The 14,845-nt window shown below is 58.4% G+C and carries 17 protein-coding genes; 4 read left to right on the top strand and 13 right to left on the bottom strand.

Features of this window, described 5'->3' with window-relative positions; all coding sequences use genetic code 11:
- Positions 1 to 9 precede the first annotated feature (9 nt).
- Positions 10 to 1,173: a lytic murein transglycosylase gene (locus AC2FFB_RS16705; protein WP_496714029.1), complete on the top strand. Its 1,164-nt coding sequence runs from the start codon at positions 10 to 12 to the stop codon at positions 1,171 to 1,173.
- 20 nt (positions 1,174 to 1,193) lie between these two features.
- Here AC2FFB_RS16705 and AC2FFB_RS16700 read toward each other — a convergent pair whose 3' ends face one another.
- The 5 genes from AC2FFB_RS16700 to AC2FFB_RS16680 all read right to left on the bottom strand — a co-directional run bounded on the left by AC2FFB_RS16700 (position 1,194) and on the right by AC2FFB_RS16680 (position 7,797).
- Positions 1,194 to 1,991 (bottom strand): class II glutamine amidotransferase, encoded by a 798-nt coding sequence (locus AC2FFB_RS16700; RefSeq protein ID WP_496875212.1) that lies wholly within the window; start codon positions 1,989 to 1,991, stop codon positions 1,194 to 1,196.
- A gap of 162 nt (positions 1,992 to 2,153) precedes the next feature.
- On the bottom strand, positions 2,154 to 2,504 hold the full coding sequence (locus AC2FFB_RS16695; RefSeq protein ID WP_281973514.1) for a hypothetical protein: 351 nt from the start codon (positions 2,502 to 2,504) through the stop codon (positions 2,154 to 2,156).
- Positions 2,505 to 2,558: 54 nt separating this feature from the next.
- Complete coding sequence (locus tag AC2FFB_RS16690) at positions 2,559 to 6,014, bottom strand: chromosome segregation SMC family protein (RefSeq protein ID WP_496875211.1); 3,456 nt, start codon at positions 6,012 to 6,014, stop codon at positions 2,559 to 2,561.
- A gap of 140 nt (positions 6,015 to 6,154) precedes the next feature.
- Positions 6,155 to 6,562 carry a hypothetical protein gene (locus tag AC2FFB_RS16685; protein ID WP_496875210.1) on the bottom strand — a complete coding sequence of 136 codons (408 nt, stop codon included), beginning with the start codon at positions 6,560 to 6,562 and terminating at the stop codon, positions 6,155 to 6,157.
- A gap of 44 nt (positions 6,563 to 6,606) precedes the next feature.
- Positions 6,607 to 7,797 (bottom strand): aminotransferase-like domain-containing protein, encoded by a 1,191-nt coding sequence (locus AC2FFB_RS16680; protein ID WP_496714032.1) that lies wholly within the window; start codon positions 7,795 to 7,797, stop codon positions 6,607 to 6,609.
- A gap of 150 nt (positions 7,798 to 7,947) precedes the next feature.
- On the opposite strand from AC2FFB_RS16680, the gene AC2FFB_RS16675 reads away from it, so the two are divergent.
- Both AC2FFB_RS16675 and AC2FFB_RS16670 read left to right on the top strand, forming a co-directional pair.
- Entirely contained in the window at positions 7,948 to 8,718 is a 771-nt protein-coding gene (locus AC2FFB_RS16675; protein ID WP_142639185.1) for an FCD domain-containing protein, read from the top strand.
- Entirely contained in the window at positions 8,718 to 9,212 is a 495-nt protein-coding gene (locus tag AC2FFB_RS16670; RefSeq protein ID WP_496875209.1) for a metal-dependent hydrolase, read from the top strand. Before AC2FFB_RS16675 ends, AC2FFB_RS16670 begins: the two co-directional genes overlap by 1 nt.
- Here the strand turns inward: AC2FFB_RS16670 and AC2FFB_RS16665 are convergent.
- The 7 genes from AC2FFB_RS16665 to AC2FFB_RS16635 form a co-directional block, all read right to left on the bottom strand.
- On the bottom strand, positions 9,209 to 10,069 hold the full coding sequence (locus AC2FFB_RS16665) for a glycosyltransferase family 2 protein (protein WP_496694512.1): 861 nt from the start codon (positions 10,067 to 10,069) through the stop codon (positions 9,209 to 9,211). The two genes, AC2FFB_RS16670 and AC2FFB_RS16665, sit on opposite strands and share 4 nt — an antisense overlap.
- A gap of 177 nt (positions 10,070 to 10,246) precedes the next feature.
- On the bottom strand, positions 10,247 to 10,807 hold the full coding sequence (locus tag AC2FFB_RS16660) for a F0F1 ATP synthase subunit B (protein ID WP_271951426.1): 561 nt from the start codon (positions 10,805 to 10,807) through the stop codon (positions 10,247 to 10,249).
- Positions 10,808 to 10,812: 5 nt separating this feature from the next.
- Positions 10,813 to 11,364 carry a F0F1 ATP synthase subunit B' gene (locus AC2FFB_RS16655; RefSeq protein WP_271951428.1) on the bottom strand — a complete coding sequence of 184 codons (552 nt, stop codon included), beginning with the start codon at positions 11,362 to 11,364 and terminating at the stop codon, positions 10,813 to 10,815.
- An 86-nt stretch (positions 11,365 to 11,450) separates the two neighbouring features.
- Positions 11,451 to 11,675, bottom strand: coding sequence for a F0F1 ATP synthase subunit C (locus tag AC2FFB_RS16650; protein ID WP_005981269.1), 225 nt, complete (start codon positions 11,673 to 11,675; stop codon positions 11,451 to 11,453).
- A 48-nt stretch (positions 11,676 to 11,723) separates the two neighbouring features.
- Positions 11,724 to 12,482 (bottom strand): F0F1 ATP synthase subunit A, encoded by a 759-nt coding sequence (locus AC2FFB_RS16645; RefSeq protein ID WP_142639176.1) that lies wholly within the window; start codon positions 12,480 to 12,482, stop codon positions 11,724 to 11,726.
- A gap of 2 nt (positions 12,483 to 12,484) precedes the next feature.
- Positions 12,485 to 12,817, bottom strand: coding sequence for an AtpZ/AtpI family protein (locus tag AC2FFB_RS16640; RefSeq protein ID WP_142639174.1), 333 nt, complete (start codon positions 12,815 to 12,817; stop codon positions 12,485 to 12,487).
- 184 nt (positions 12,818 to 13,001) lie between these two features.
- On the bottom strand, positions 13,002 to 13,913 hold the full coding sequence (locus AC2FFB_RS16635) for a DMT family transporter (protein ID WP_271951437.1): 912 nt from the start codon (positions 13,911 to 13,913) through the stop codon (positions 13,002 to 13,004).
- Between the two features lie 83 nt (positions 13,914 to 13,996).
- Between AC2FFB_RS16635 and AC2FFB_RS16630 the strand changes: the two genes are divergently transcribed.
- The gene (locus tag AC2FFB_RS16630; protein WP_142639170.1) at positions 13,997 to 14,329 is read left to right on the top strand and encodes an ArsR/SmtB family transcription factor; all 333 of its coding nucleotides are present in this window, start codon (positions 13,997 to 13,999) and stop codon (positions 14,327 to 14,329) included.
- Between the two features lie 5 nt (positions 14,330 to 14,334).
- Here the strand turns inward: AC2FFB_RS16630 and AC2FFB_RS16625 are convergent, their stop codons facing one another.
- The gene (locus AC2FFB_RS16625; protein WP_281995864.1) at positions 14,335 to 14,838 is read right to left on the bottom strand and encodes a universal stress protein; all 504 of its coding nucleotides are present in this window, start codon (positions 14,836 to 14,838) and stop codon (positions 14,335 to 14,337) included.
- Positions 14,839 to 14,845 lie beyond the last annotated feature (7 nt).

Genomic DNA, 14,845 nt, shown 5'->3' with positions numbered 1-14,845 from the left:
GACCTGTCCATGCGTTTTCTTTCCGGCCTTGTTGCCGCCGCCTTGTTTGCTTCACCTGCGTTTGCCCAATGTGGCGGGGGTTTCAATTCCTTCGTGAAGGGGTTGAAGGCCGAGGCCGTTCAGCAAGGCTTTGACAAATCCACCGTCAATGCCTTCTTCAAAGGTGTGCAACAAGACAACGCGGTATTGAAAGCCGACCGGGCACAGGGCGTGTTCCAGAAACCGTTCATTGATTTTTCGCGACACCTGATTTCACAAAACCGGATCGACCGGGGTCAGGCCATGTCGCGCAAATACGACGCGGTGTTTGACCGGATCGAGCAACAATATGGTGTCTCGCGCGGGGTGCTGTTGGCATTTTGGGCGTTCGAAACGGATTACGGGGCGTTTCAGGGGGATTTCAACACCCGCAACGCGCTGGTGACGCTGGCGCATGATTGCCGTCGTCCAGAATTGTTCCGGCCTCAGGTGTTCGCCGCGATTGAGCTGTACAGCCGGGGAAATTTCTACCCGGCCCGCACGTCAGGTGCCTGGGCTGGCGAGATTGGAATGGTGCAGATGCTGCCCCGAGACATTCTGGAAAACGGGGTCGATGGCGATGGTGACGGCAAGGTTTCGCTAAAAACCTCTGCGCCCGATGCGCTTATGTCGGGCGCCAAGATGCTGTCGCATCTGGGCTGGCAACCGGGGCAGCCTTGGCTGCAAGAGGTCACCGTACCCGCACGGATGGATTGGTCGCTATCGGGCCCGGGCAAACCGCGTTCGGTTTCTGACTGGCAGGCGATGGGCGTTCAGGCACGCAACGGGTCCCTCACCAACCTGCCCGCCTCGCTGATCCTACCGCAAGGGCATAACGGGCCTGCCTTTCTGGCCTATCCAAATTTTGATGTGTATTTCGAATGGAATCAGAGCTTTGTCTATGTGCTGACCGCCGCCTATTTCGGCACCCGGCTTGAAGGGGCACAGGTCTATGACGCGGGCAACGCGGCCCAAGGCTTATCTGGTGCACAGATGAAGCAGCTGCAAAGCAAGCTGCAGGCGCGCGGCCATAATGTGGGCAAAATCGACGGGATTCTGGGCGCAGGGACCCGCGCGGCTGTCCAGTCAGAGCAAGCACGACTAGGCCTGCCTGCGGATGCCTGGCCAACGGCTGAGTTGTTGAACCGGCTCTAGTCGCTCTTCGATACGGCGATCTAGGCGACTTCGGCGTCCAAAGATCGCCCGTTCGGCTCAAACACATGCATCTGCAGCCTATCGCCGCGTGTCTCGATGGCGGTATTTGCCGGGATCTCGGCCCAATCGCCATTCTTCGCATCCAGCGGCTCAGACGCGATAATGATCCCATCATCGCAGGGCCTGTAATGCAGGCTGGGTGCGAAACGGTCCGAGGCATAGCGCGCAGCAAACAGGCGATCTCCATCGGACCAGCAGGCGGCAAAGCGCATATGGGGTAGGCTTCCTTTGGCGCGGGCAAGCACTTCGACACGGTGCACCGCACGCTCCATCGCGGCGATGGGTTCGGCGTCCAACCCTTCGCCATGGGCGATCAGAAAAATCGCCTCGCTTTCAGTTGCGCCAAGGCGATGATCGTACAGGTGGCCCGGTATCATCCCGTCAAGCTGTTGGCGGATACGGTCATGGCCACCTGCCTGCCCGTTATGCATAAAGCTCCACTTACCACAGCCAAAAGGATGGCAGTTGTTCCGCGACGTGGCGGTCCCAGTTGAGGCACGTACATGCGCCAGGAACAGGTGCGATGTCGTGTGATGGGTCAACTGTTTCAGGTTGGCATCCGACCAAGCCGGGTTGGTGTCTTTGTAAAAACACGGCGTTTCGCGCCCGGAATACCAGGCCAACCCAAAACCATCCGCGTTGATCGGCGTTTTGCCAATCAGGGCGTTTCTGCTTTGATGCACCAGCGACTGTTCCTGGTCCATGACAAGTTCGTCCAGAAACCGTTTCGCACCCGCCCAAGCCAGAAATCTGCACATCGACCCGCCTCTTTTGATCCGTTGTTGATACGGGAACTTACAACAACGCGGGGTGAGAATTCGCCCCTGATCCCCATCTAATTTTGAAATATTACGATTAAACGACCACCAAAGATCCAAATTTTCAGATCATTTTCAACAGATGCCCCGGTTTCTTGAATGTCACTCGGGCCGTACTGGGAAACGCTCTCCCTTTTCCGTGATCAGGATCAGGCGTCCAGCACTCAGGACATAAAGATCACATCGACCGAACCCGTTTCTGTATTGGACGCAGATACTGCCATCCTCCGCGATGGAATAGGTTCCGAACGCAGATTCTCCGCTGGCATAGGTATAGGAATAGGCCCCGCCAGCCGAATATCGCGACTGCCCGTCATCATAAAAGGTCAGCGTCCGACCCGCCAGCGCCGTCAACTCTTGTTGGGTCAGGGGGACGTCATCGGGCTTGGTCGTCCATTCCGCGGCCCCTAAAGGGGTAGCAGTCAGTAGGGCGATGATCAGGAAACGGGTCATGGCAGCAGACTAACCCAATTCTTACGAAACCGCTCATAACGTTGCAGTGAGAGGTCAGGCGACCATCTGTTCGGCTTTCTTCAGATCAACCGAGACCAGCTGGCTGACACCCTGTTCTTGCATGGTGACGCCGAACAGACGATCCATCCGCGCCATGGTCACCGCGTGGTGGGTGATGATCAGGAACCGTGTGTCGGTCTGGCGGCACATCTCGTCCAGAAGGTCGCAGAACCGGGTCACGTTGGCATCATCCAGCGGCGCATCGACCTCGTCCAGAACACAGATCGGAGCCGGGTTCGCCAGAAAGACGCCAAAGATCAGGGCCGTCGCGGTCAGGGTCTGTTCACCGCCCGAAAGCAGGCTGAGCGTCGACAATTTCTTGCCCGGCGGCTGGCACATGATTTCAAGGCCGGCATCCAGCGGGTCGTCGCTTTCGACCATGACCAGATTGGCCTCGCCACCACCAAAGAGATGCTTGAACAACATGGCGAAGTTCGAATTCACCTGTTCAAACGCGGTCAGTAGCCGTTCGCGTCCTTCGCGGTTGAGGCTGGAGATGCCGCTGCGCAGCGCTTTGATCGCCTCTTCGAGATCGGCCTTTTCGCCGTTCAGCGTGTCGAATTCTTCCTGAACATCTTTGCTGTCCTCTTCGGCACGCAGGTTTACCGCGCCCATCGCATCTCGCTGGCGTTTGTGGCGGTTGACCTCGGCCTCAAGAGCATCAGCAGCTGGCATCTGGTCGGGATTCACATCCAGCTGGTTCAGCAACTGGTTCGGGGTTAGCTGTTGATCCTCAGCGATACGCTCGGCCGCTGCCGATACGGCCTCTTTGGCTGCATCACAGCGCGCCTCAGCGGCGGCGCGGCTTTCGCGCGCCTCCGAAGCCGAACGTTCCGCTTCGCGCTCAGCCAGCACAATCTCTCGCTGGCGGGCCTCGGCGGCAGCCAACTTGTCGGCGGCCTCGGCCCGGCGGGCTTCGGCAGTTTCGATCAATTCGTTCAACTCTTCACGCGCCTCGGCGATTTCGCCCGGAGCAGCCATCGCTTCGGATAGCTCTTCCTCGGAACTTTCCTTGCGCTCGGCCAGTTCCGAGATTCGCTTTTCGGCGCTGTCCAGGCGGTGCCGCCAACCGCTGAGGTCCTTGGTGACCTCTTGTGTACGGCGGGTACGGGCCTCGCCCTCGCGGCGCAGCTCGTCATGGGACGAGCGGTGAGTCAGCATCGTGATCCGCGCCGCCTCGACCGTCTGTTTGATGTCTTCGACCTGCGCGCGGGCATTGTCGAGATTGCCCAGACCGGTCAAGGCGCCCTCGGCCTCGCGCAGCTGGGCACGGGCGGACATGGCGTCCTCTTTGTGGCGATCAACGGCAAGCGCCAGCGTTTCCAGCCTGCCCTGCGCCAGATTGCGATCGGCCTCGGCCCTGCTGAGCAGACGCGCGGTTTCAGCCATGCGCTGATCGGCGGCGCGGCGTGCCTCGCGGGCGCGGCGGTCAGCCTCGGTCACGTCGGCCAGTTGTTGCGACAGCGTCTCGTGCGCGGCGCGGGCACCGTCGGCCTGCGCCTCAGTCCGGGCCAGTTCCTGTTTCAGTGCCTCAAGTTTGTTGAGCTGTTCAAGCCGCAGGGCGGCCGCACTTGGCGCATCCTCGGCCCAGGCACGGAATCCGTCCCACCGCCACAGATCGCCCGAACGCGAAACCAACCGTTGACCGGGTTTAAGCGAGGCTTGCAAGCGTGCGCCCTGATCCGCGTCAACCAAACCGATCTGCGCGATCCGGCGGCTGAGGCGATCAGGACCGGATACATGCAAGGCCAGCGGCTCGGCCCCATTGGGCAGCGATTGATCGGCATCATAGCCAGCAACCGGTACCCAGCCTGATGGCCCGTCGCCCTCGACCAAGGGTGCCCTCAGATCATCCGCAAGCGCAGCGCCCAATGCCTTTTCATAACCCGGAGCCACACGCAGCATGTCGAGCACCTGCCCGCCTTCTGCGGTATCCCGTTCAACCAGCTTGGCCAGAGCTGTGGTTTCGGCGCGGATCGCACCCAGCTCACCTTCAGCTTCGGATCTTTTCGCACGGGCCTCGGCCTCGCGGCCCTGGGTTTCATTACGTAACTCGTCAGCGGCGGCCAGTGCCTCTTCGGCGGCTTCAGAGGCCTCGCGAGCCTCTTCTTCACCCTCTTGCGCGGCCTCAAATGCCTCGGCGGCGCGGGTCAGGGCTGTTTTCGCCTCATCCACCGCTGCGCGGGCCTTTTCCTCTTCACCTTCCGACCTGGCCAGCGTTTTGCGGCTGTCGTCGACCAATCGCTGGCCGGACTGGTGGCGCGCAACCAGACGCGCCATATCCTCAGTCTCTTGTGACAAGTGGTCTTCGCGGTCTTGCAGGACAGCGGCCGCTTCGCGCGCGACCTCGGCGGCCTCGGCGACTTTTTCGTCGTGGCCATCGGCAGCTTTGGCCAATTCACGAGCTTCCCATTCCAGCCGTTCGATCATCTGCCCCGCATCGCGGTTCAGCCCGGCCTCGCGCTCGATATCGTTACCAAGCTGCTGAATGCGATTAGTCAATGTTTCAATCGTCTGACGGGCGCGGGTTTCCTGATCCGACAGCTGATCCCGCTGCACCTGTTGGCGCTGCAGGACGGCGGCGGCAATGGCCTCTTCCTCGCGCAGGGGCGGCAGGGTTTCTTCGATTTCGGCCCGATTGGCGACGGCAGAGCGTGCTTCAGCTTCGGCGCGCGACGCCTCGGTCAGGCGTTCGCGCAGCTTTTCCTCGGCCTGCTGGCGGGCCATGTCGGCCTCTTTCCAGCGACGATAGAGCAACATGCCTTCGGCTTGGCGCAGCTGCTCTCCGATTTCGCGATAGCGGGCGGCCTGACGCGCCTGACGGGCCAGCTGCGCCAGCTGTCCGCCCAGTTGTTCCAGCACGTCATCCACACGGGTCAGGTTGGCCTCGGTACCCTTCAGCTTCAACTCGGCCTCGTGTCGGCGCTGATAGAGGCCCGAAATTCCGGCCGCCTCTTCCAGAATGCGGCGGCGAGAGCGGGGTTTGGCGTTAATCAGTTCGGCAATGCGGTTCTGTCCGACCAGCGCCGGAGAATGCGCACCCGTTGAGGCGTCGGCGAACAACATCTGCACATCACGCGCCCGCACATCCTTGCCATTGGTCTTATAGGCGCTGCCGACATCTCGGGTGATGCGGCGGACAATCTCAAGCTGGTCGCTGTCATTGAAACCCGAGGGCGCGAGCCGCTCGGAGTTGTCCATGGTCAGCACAACTTCGGCAAAATTGCGGGCCGGCCGCGTGGCGGCCCCGGCGAAAATCACATCTTCCATCGCGCCACCGCGCATGGATTTGGGTCGGTTTTCCCCCATCACCCAACGCAGAGCTTCCAGCAGATTGGATTTGCCACAACCATTAGGGCCCACAACACCGGTCAACCCATCCGCGATAATCAGATCGGTCGGATCAACAAAGCTTTTGAAGCCGGTGAGTTTGAGTTTGCTAAAGCGCAAAGGCAATGGGTCCCGTGATTCCTATACCTTCGAAGTCTGCGCAACGGATTGGGGGTGAGTCAACGGAGTCGCGCAGGATATGGGATATATGGCCCACTTATCCACAACATCTTGCCTAAATCCGCAAGAAAAAGCGCGATTCAGTAGGCTGTACACTCAAAGACCTGATAGCCGTCGCCGTTACCAAGGTCTTGAAACAGCCCGGTATCAATGCATTCGTAATTCGGGACTGAAACCGCCGTCAGCAGCAACCGCTTGCCCATGGCGCGGTCACAACCCAAAACGCCAACGGTCACGGCCGCGTCGCCCAGGACATCCAGTATCGGGCATCCCGAGACCTGAGCGATCGCCATGGCCGCTCGTTCGCGGATCGGGCCAAGACGCGGAGCGTATTGCGAATTAACCCGAACAGCTTCGGCCAGATCTCCGCGCACGCGAACATCAAATACGCTGCCATTCACAGCGATACGCGTCACCTGAACATCGCGAAAGTGAGGGGTCCCGGCCGAACATGCTGCCAGCATCAGAAAAGACAAAATCCGGATCATATCCGCATCATTGCCAAAACTGGTTAACAGAACCTTTCCTTCGCTCAGGCCCTAAGTACTGTTCCCAAGCGGCGAATACCTTCGCGGATCGTATCCTCATCCGAGTTCGAGAAACTCAACCGGATCGTATTGGCGCCCGAACCATCTGCGAAAAAGGCCCGACCCGGCACAAAGGCCAGTTTCACTGTGTCGAGCGCACGGGCCAGCAGGTCTGCCCCGTTCATACCAGTAGGCAGAGTCACCCAGATAAACATGCCGCCCTGCGGATGCGTCCACTGAACACCATCGGGCATGTTCTGTTGCAGCGCCTCCAGCATAGCATCGCGCCTGGCACCATAGGTCTGGCGCAAAAGCGGGATGTGCCTGTCAAAATGCGCGCGAGCTACCTGCTCAACCGCCATCTGGTTCAACGTGGGCGAATGCAAATCCGCCGCTTGCTTGACCAATACCAGTTGCGAGATAATGGGCTTGGCGGCCACCACCCAGCCAACGCGCAAACCGGGAGACAGCGTTTTCGAGAAGCTACCGCAATAGATCGTACGGCAGGACTCGATCGACCCTTTTCGCGCCTGTTCTAACGCCAAAACCGGAGGGATGGCATCTCCTTCATAGCGCAGAGCCTGATAGGCGCCGTCCTCAATCACTGCGATATTCAGATCATCGGCAAGATCCAGCAGGTATTCTCGACCACGTAGGTCAACGGTCTCACCGGTTGGATTTGCGAAATCAGGCGACAGATAAGCGAATTTGACCGCGCCCTCGCCTGCGGCTTCGGAATATTCGGCGGCACCTCTATTGCCATTAAGCATAAGACGGTCGAACCGGGGCTCGTAGGCATCAAAGGCGTTGATCGCCCCCAGATAGGTCGGCCAGCCGATCAACGCAGTATCCCCTGGCGACAAATAGAGCTTGCCCAGATAATCCAAGGCCTGTTGCGATCCCGAGGTGATCAGGATGTTATCGACACTACAATCGACGCCGATCTCGCGCATATGCTGCACAAGCCATTCGCGCAATGGACCATAGCCCTCGCTGACTGAATATTGCAGCGCCTGCGGCCCAGCATTCAAAGCGGCCTGACAAGCTTGGGCAAAGGCCTCGGTGGGAAACAGGTTTGGGTCTGGGATGCCGCCGGCGAACGAGATGATTCCCGGCTGATCAAGAAGTTTCAACAACTCGCGAATTTCCGATGCTTTCATCCGGGACGCGCGCGTTGCAAACAGATTCTGGGTCATCCTTGGCCTCCTCCTGCCCTGTTGCGACCCACCCTAGGTGCAAATTTTATAATGTCAATATTGCTGACCTAAATTCAACTCCACCCCCCTGCTTGAACCAGGCCCGGATACGTGGTCATATGAATTGACCAATTTCGAAAACGCGCCGCCATGCCCTTCCAAAAGATCCAAACTGAAAAGCTGTCCATTGCGGTGGTCAAACAAATCGAGTTGCTGATTCTGCGCGGGATTCTGCGCCCGGGAGAACGTTTGCCTGCAGAACGGGAACTGGCCGACCGTCTGGGCGTTTCACGCCCCTCACTGCGCGAAGCGATTTCTGATCTTCAGCATCAGGGTTTGCTGACAGCCAAGGCGGGGTCAGGAATCTATGTTGCCGAAGTCTTAGGCTCGGCTTTTTCACCGGCTCTGATCCGGTTGTTCAGCAGCCATGACGAGGCGGTTTTCGACTATCTGTCCTTCCGCCGGGACATGGAAGGGCTTGCAGCAGAACGCGCGGCAAGACTGGGGTCGGAAAGCGACCTGAAGGTCGTACAGGCGATCTTTGACAAGATGGAAGCCGCCCATGCCCGCAATGCGGCCGAGGAAGAGGCCCATCTGGATGCGCAGTTCCACATGGCCATCATTGAGGCCAGTCACAACGTGGTCATGCTGCATATGATGCGGTCGATGTTTGACCTGCTACGACAGGGTGTCTTCTACAATCGGCAGATGATGTTCCGGCAGCGTACGACGCGAGACGCCATTCTGGATCAGCACCGGGAAATCAATTCAGCGCTGCAGGCTCGCGACCCTGAGGCGGCGCGCGTTGCAGTCCAGGAGCATCTGGGCTTTGTTCGCATCTGCATGGAAGACCACCAGAAAGCCCTGCGGAACGAAGCCATTGCGCAGCAGCGCCTGGACCATGAGACAGGACAGCACTGATGTTCATTGGGCACCTACCTGGTGCGTATCTGGTCTTTCGCACTGCGACGCCCGGATTGGATAAAGCTGCGTTTGCCGCTGCGATGATTGGTTCCATCGCCCCGGATATCGATTTGCTGTGGTTCTATTTCGTAGACAATCGCAGCCACCACCATCACGAATACCTCACACACCGCCCTCTGCTTTGGCTCGGCATCCTGGCGCTCGGCCTGCTGCTGCGGCTAAGATTCCCGCGCGCAGGACTCATTACTGCAGCCTTCGGCGCCGGGGGTCTGGTGCATATGACCTTGGATTCGATCGTTGGCGAAGTGGCATGGGCTTGGCCAATTTCCGAATTCACCCACCCGCTGGTGGTTGTTCAGGCCACGCATTCTCATTGGATTTTATCTTTTCTAAGCCATTGGACCTTCAAGATCGAAATCGCAATCACTCTCCTGGCGGCCTATGTGTGGTGGACCAGCAGGCGCAAGAAACAGCAGGGCCTTGAGGGTTAAATTCCGTTCAGCCGCCGCTTAAGACTGTGAACCCACAAATTTGGCCGTTTCATTGCCTTCGGGTCCTGACTGGACAGCGACGGAAACAACCCTTCAGCTTCGGTCCGAGAGCGCAATTCCAACGGCGTGTCCAATATCGCCCCGATCAGGTCATCCGACCGGCTCTGCGCCTGACGCTCGACCTCAATCGCCTGAAGCATTTCCGCATGGTAAGCCTCAGCCGCTTCGGACCGCTGGCCTTTGCGGAACCGGAAAGCCCCAACCTGAGCATGCACGGGCACCAAATCGGTATGTCGCGAAAACCGCAGCCATAACTCTCCGTCGACGGCAAGCTTGAGGTTCTCGTTCAGTTGGCCCCCGACCTGATCCCATAGGTCACGCCGCCAATAGGTCGATTCCTGCTGAACCCACTGATAATCCCCGGCAAGCAGTCTTACCCGTGAAACAGGCTTTGGGCGCCGTACAGTCAGGACATTGTCTTCCTCGTCAATGCACGTGACCCGCCCAGTCATCCAGTTCATGTTTTTGTTCAACGCAAACAGCGATCCTACCGTGGCAAGGCCGCCGGGAATAAGAACATCGTCCGAATTGATCCAACCCATTACGTCGCCCGTGGCCACTGCAAAGCCTTTGTTTACAGCGTTGGCCTGCCCGGTATCCGGGCCCGAGATGATATGTGAAAACGCATCGCGGTACTTTTCGACCACCTCCATCGAACCATCGGTGCTACCGCCGTCCGTCAGGATCAGGTCCAGCTTAGGATATTCCTGCTCAAGCACAGAGAGGATTGTCCGTTCGATGAAATCGACGCAGTTCAGGTTGGGAATAACGACACTGATCGTCGGCAATTCGGTCATAAAGGGCTCTTATCCAGCCCGGTTTCGGCATATGCCGTCGCACGGGCGCAAAATTGGTTGGAGTGTTTCCGAATATGTAACGCAGACAATCGGTCCCCGGTCAAATCGGGAAGCGGGGTGCGAGGTTCGCAGCCCAATGTCCGGACCCGGCAGATGTGCTGCCGGGCCGGAATTGTCTTAGTGAAGCTTTTCGTTCACATCCGCAATGGATGCGTCGATCAGCTTGTTGGCCTGCGTGGCGGTCATCTGCTTGGCCAGCACAGCATTGGCTGCAGAAATAGCAACGGTGATGGCCTGATCGCGGACTTCCTTGACAGCCGACGCTTCAGCCGATGCAATCTGGTCCTGCGCGGTCGCCAGACGGCGCGCGATGGATTTCTCCAGATCGACCTTGGCTTGCTCAGCTGCCAGAACCGCATCTTCCTTTGCGGCGGCCACGATGGCATCCGCCTGACCCTGAACCTCGCGTTGCTTGCGCTCGTACGAGGCAAGCAGGCTACGCGCTTCTTCATGCAGGGCGCGAGCTTCGTCCAGTTCGGACTTGATGCCTTCGGCACGCTTATCCAGCGCTCCACCGATCATGCCCGGGACCTTGAAGTAGAACAGGACTGCGATGAAAACGATGAAGCCCAGCAGAACCACAAAGTCGGTGTTGCCAAGCGAGAAAAACGGGCCACTTGCGGCCAGCGCGGGGCTGGCGGCAGCAAATGTCAGGATAAGGGCAAGAGTGTTCCGCATGTCACTTATCCTTTTGTCTGCGCGTCAACCGCACCGTTGATGGTTTTGGCATCAGCCTCGCCACCCAGAGCGGTAACTAGTTCTACTGCCGTATCCTTGGCAACGATTTGAATGCTTTCCAGCGCACCTGCACGGATGTCGGCAATAGCCTTTTCCGATTCAGCCGCTTTTGCAGCGATTTCAGCATCTGCCTTGGCAATCGCGTCATCCAGACCAGACTGGATTTCGGCGCGTGCTTCGGCAGCGATACGCTGTGCCTCAGAACGGGCATCGGCCAGCGCCTTGTTATAGGCCTCTTCAGCCTCGACCGCTTTGGCCTTTAGATCTTCGGCCGCAGCCAGGTCATTTGTAATGGTCCCCTGACGTTCCGCCAGGATTGCCGCGATGCGGGGCAGAGCCACGCGGGACAGGACCAGAAAGATGACGACCAGCGTGATGACCAGCCAGAAAATCTGGTTGGGGAACCAATCGAAGCAAAGCTGAGGCATACCAATCGCCGACCCATGAGAGTCAACGCAGGTGCCAGCCACCTCTTCGTATACGGGTTCTGTCGCCATGATGTCCTCCGTCGGAACGTTGTCTTTACAACAGGTGGGCCGCTATGGCTTGGGCCCACCTGCGCGTAAGGATCAGGTTCCGCAGATTAGACGGCGAACATCAGCAGCAGCGAAACTAGGAATGCAAAGATCCCCAGGGCTTCTGCAAATGCGATACCGATGAACAGGGTTGCGGTCTGCGAAGCAGCCGCCGAAGGGTTGCGCAGAGCGCCAGCCAGGAAGTTGCCTGCTACGTTGCCCACCCCGATTGCGGCTGCGCCGGAACCGATTGCTGCCAGGCCTGCGCCGATGTGTGCGAGATCGCCTTCCATGATGTTTCTCCTTACGAATTGGAAGTTTCGATGTTTGGGTATCGGACCTTAGTGCGACGGATGCAGTGCATCCTTGAGATATACACAGGTCAGAATGGTGAATACGTAGGCCTGGATGAAGGCCACCAGGACCTCAAGACCGTACATTGCGGTGATCGCCAGAACGGACACGGGCGAGATCACGGCAATCGCGGCGAAGCCTGCGAAAACCTTGATAACCGCGTGGCCTGCCATGACGTTACCGGCAAGACGAATAGAGTGGCTGACCGGGCGCACAAAGTACGAGATCAGCTCGATGATCGCCAGGATCGGGCGCAGCGCCAGCGGCGCGCTGGAGACCCAGAACAGGCCCAGGAATCCGGCGCCGTTCTTGACAAAACCCAGAATGGTCACAGTCAGGAACACGGCCAACGCCAGTGGGATGGTCACGGCGAAATGCGATGTGGTTGTGAACGAGGTCGGGATCAGACCCAGGAAGTTCGCGGTCACGATGAACATGAACAGGGTCATGACATAGGGGAAGTATTTGACGCCATCCTTGCCGCAGATGTCTTCAAGCATCTTGTAGATAAAGCCATAGGCCAGTTCGGCCACCGACTGCATGCGCGTCGGGACAATGGCGCGCTTGGACGTGCTGAGCACCAGCAGGCCGATCACGGCGAGAATTGCGAAAAACAGCCACAGAGTGACGTTAGTGGGCGTGTACCAAGCAATCGCACCGTCGCCAAAAAGCGGTTTGACGATGAACTGATCCATCGGATGGAAAACCAGGCTGCTGCCTTCTGCTGCGGTGGTCTCGGTTGCCACGTTCAGTCCCTCTCGTCTTCGTCGGCCTTGTCGGCCATCTGTTTCTCTTGCGCCTGTTGTGCGCTGCGGAGCATAACCTTTACCCCGGCGACCAGACCCAGCAATGTGAACAGCACCAGGAAGATCGGGATTGTCCCGAACAGGCTGTCCAGCCCGTATCCGATGCCAAATCCGATCCCCAGACCGGATACCATTTCGATGACCATCCGCCAGGCAAGCTCGCCTCCCGAATAATCGGCGTCCGCACGGGCCTCAGGCTTTGACTTGGCCTTTTTTGCCGCCGTGATCTTAGCCTCAAGCTGCGCCATACGCTGCTTTTGGTCATCATCAGTCACGGGCGTTTCCCTCGTACAGTCTTGGGCACGGTGCTAAGGGGCGGAGAGCGCAGAGTCAACGGCGTTGGCAGCCCGAATTGCCGCACTTTACTCTATTGTTTTTAAAGACATTTTTTCCGAGTCGGCATAGACGTGATCAGCCCGAACCACAGGAAGCGGGTACAAAGGTACGGAATCCGCATATTCAACCTTTTGGTTGATCTTTTCCCGACACCCCCTGCCAGATACGTCTGATCACGCGCCCGTCGATCAGCAGCAGACCGGCGAAGATCGCTGCCATTCCCAGCAGATGCTCGGGCCGCAGGGTTTCTCCCAGCACCCATGTTCCAAGCACCAGCGCCGAAACAGGCGCAATCAATGTCACTGTCGAGATATTGGTCGGGCCAACCTTGGGCAGCAACCAGTAGAACGCGATAAAGGCGGCGGATGTCAGCACAAACCCGATCATCGCCAGCGAGGCCCAAGTCTCGGCCCGGGTTATTTGGGGTAGTCCTTCTTGCCAAAGCGCCAAGGGCGTGATGGCCAGCGTAGCACCCGTCAATGCAAGGGCGGTCAGAACCACAGGTTGCATATCCCGGAAGGCCCGCGCGATGTTGACTGAGAACGCATAGCAGATCGGTGCGCAAAGTGTCAGAAGGATCGCCCAAAATTCGGACGACGCGCCACCGCCCAGTACAGGCAGGGACAGCACAACGATGCCGGTGAAACCGCAAACCACGCCCAAAGACTTTAACAGGGTGGCACGTTCACTTCCGGGCCAGAAATGCGAAACAATGACGGCAAAGGCCGGTGTCGTTGCATTGACGATCCCTGCCACACCCGAAGCGATATGCTGTTGCCCAAGCGCATAGAACGCAAAGGGCGCGGCATAGCTGAGCGCACCAAATCCCAACAACCCAAACGCACGTGTCAGTGTCAGATTGACTGGCAATCGCGCCCCGATCACATAGACCCAGCACCCCAGCGCCCCAAATGCAACCCGTCCCATCGACACCGAAAGCGGCCCAAGTTCCCGCAGCAAAATGGCATTAAACATGAAGGACATGCCCCAGCCGATGCCAAGAATACAAATCACCAGCCAGTATTTTAGTGACATCCCAACCCCCGATACACATGCCGGGGCACAGTGACCTCATACCGAAAATTGTCAAACCGGTTCTTGCGCTTTAGGAAAGGAGTATGTCCAACGATCTCGATACCGTTTTTGCGGCCCTTGCCGACCCCACACGCCGCGCCATCCTTGCGATGCTGCTGGAGGATGACATGGCGGTGACGGATGTCGCCGAACCGTTCGAGATGTCGCTTGCCGCGATTTCAAAACACCTGGTGATCCTGACCAGAGCCGGTTTGATCAGCCAGGAAAAGCGCGGACGGGTGAAGTGGTGCAAGCTGGAGCCTGACGCGCTGCGATCCGCATCCGTCTGGATGCAAGGGTTCGGGCAGTTCGAGCCGGTCAATCTGGACGCGTTCGAACGATTTCTTGAGGTTGAACTGCCCGCAGCCGAGGAATGATCCGCCTACCTGACTACAAAAACAGAGACACTGGCATGTTTCGCCAGATACCCCGCATGGCTCGAGAATATATAGTCGGTAATACGCGGCGCATGGGTGCCGACGACGATAAGGTCAGCTTCGATTTCTTCGGCAGTCCGTGTCAAGTCACCGTCAACTTCGGCGGCGACATCAACCGAATGGATATTGCGATACGCCACTTCAGTCCCGCTGCTTTCAGCCAACTGTTTGGCAAAATCACGTAGGTTCTTGTCAATCGCAGCATCTGACTGAACAGGGTCACCCGGTTGGGTGCCGGTGACACTGACCAAAGTAATCTTGGCCCCCTGCCATTCGGCTATAGCTGCTGCAACTTTGGCGGCCTTGCGCACCTCGGGTGGCAGATGAAGATCAACCGGGATCATGATATGACTGTACATGGGACGTTCCTCCTTGGCCTGAAGCATAGAGAAACCAGAGGGTGCCAGGCCTTGATCTGCCTCAACACCGTCGCCCGCTTGGTCAAACATTGAAACG

It is taken from the genome of Ruegeria sp. YTSA219, from assembly GCF_059609985.1.
The sequence above is the reverse complement of the archived record's forward strand: the minus strand, read 5'-3'. Positions and strand labels throughout refer to the sequence as shown.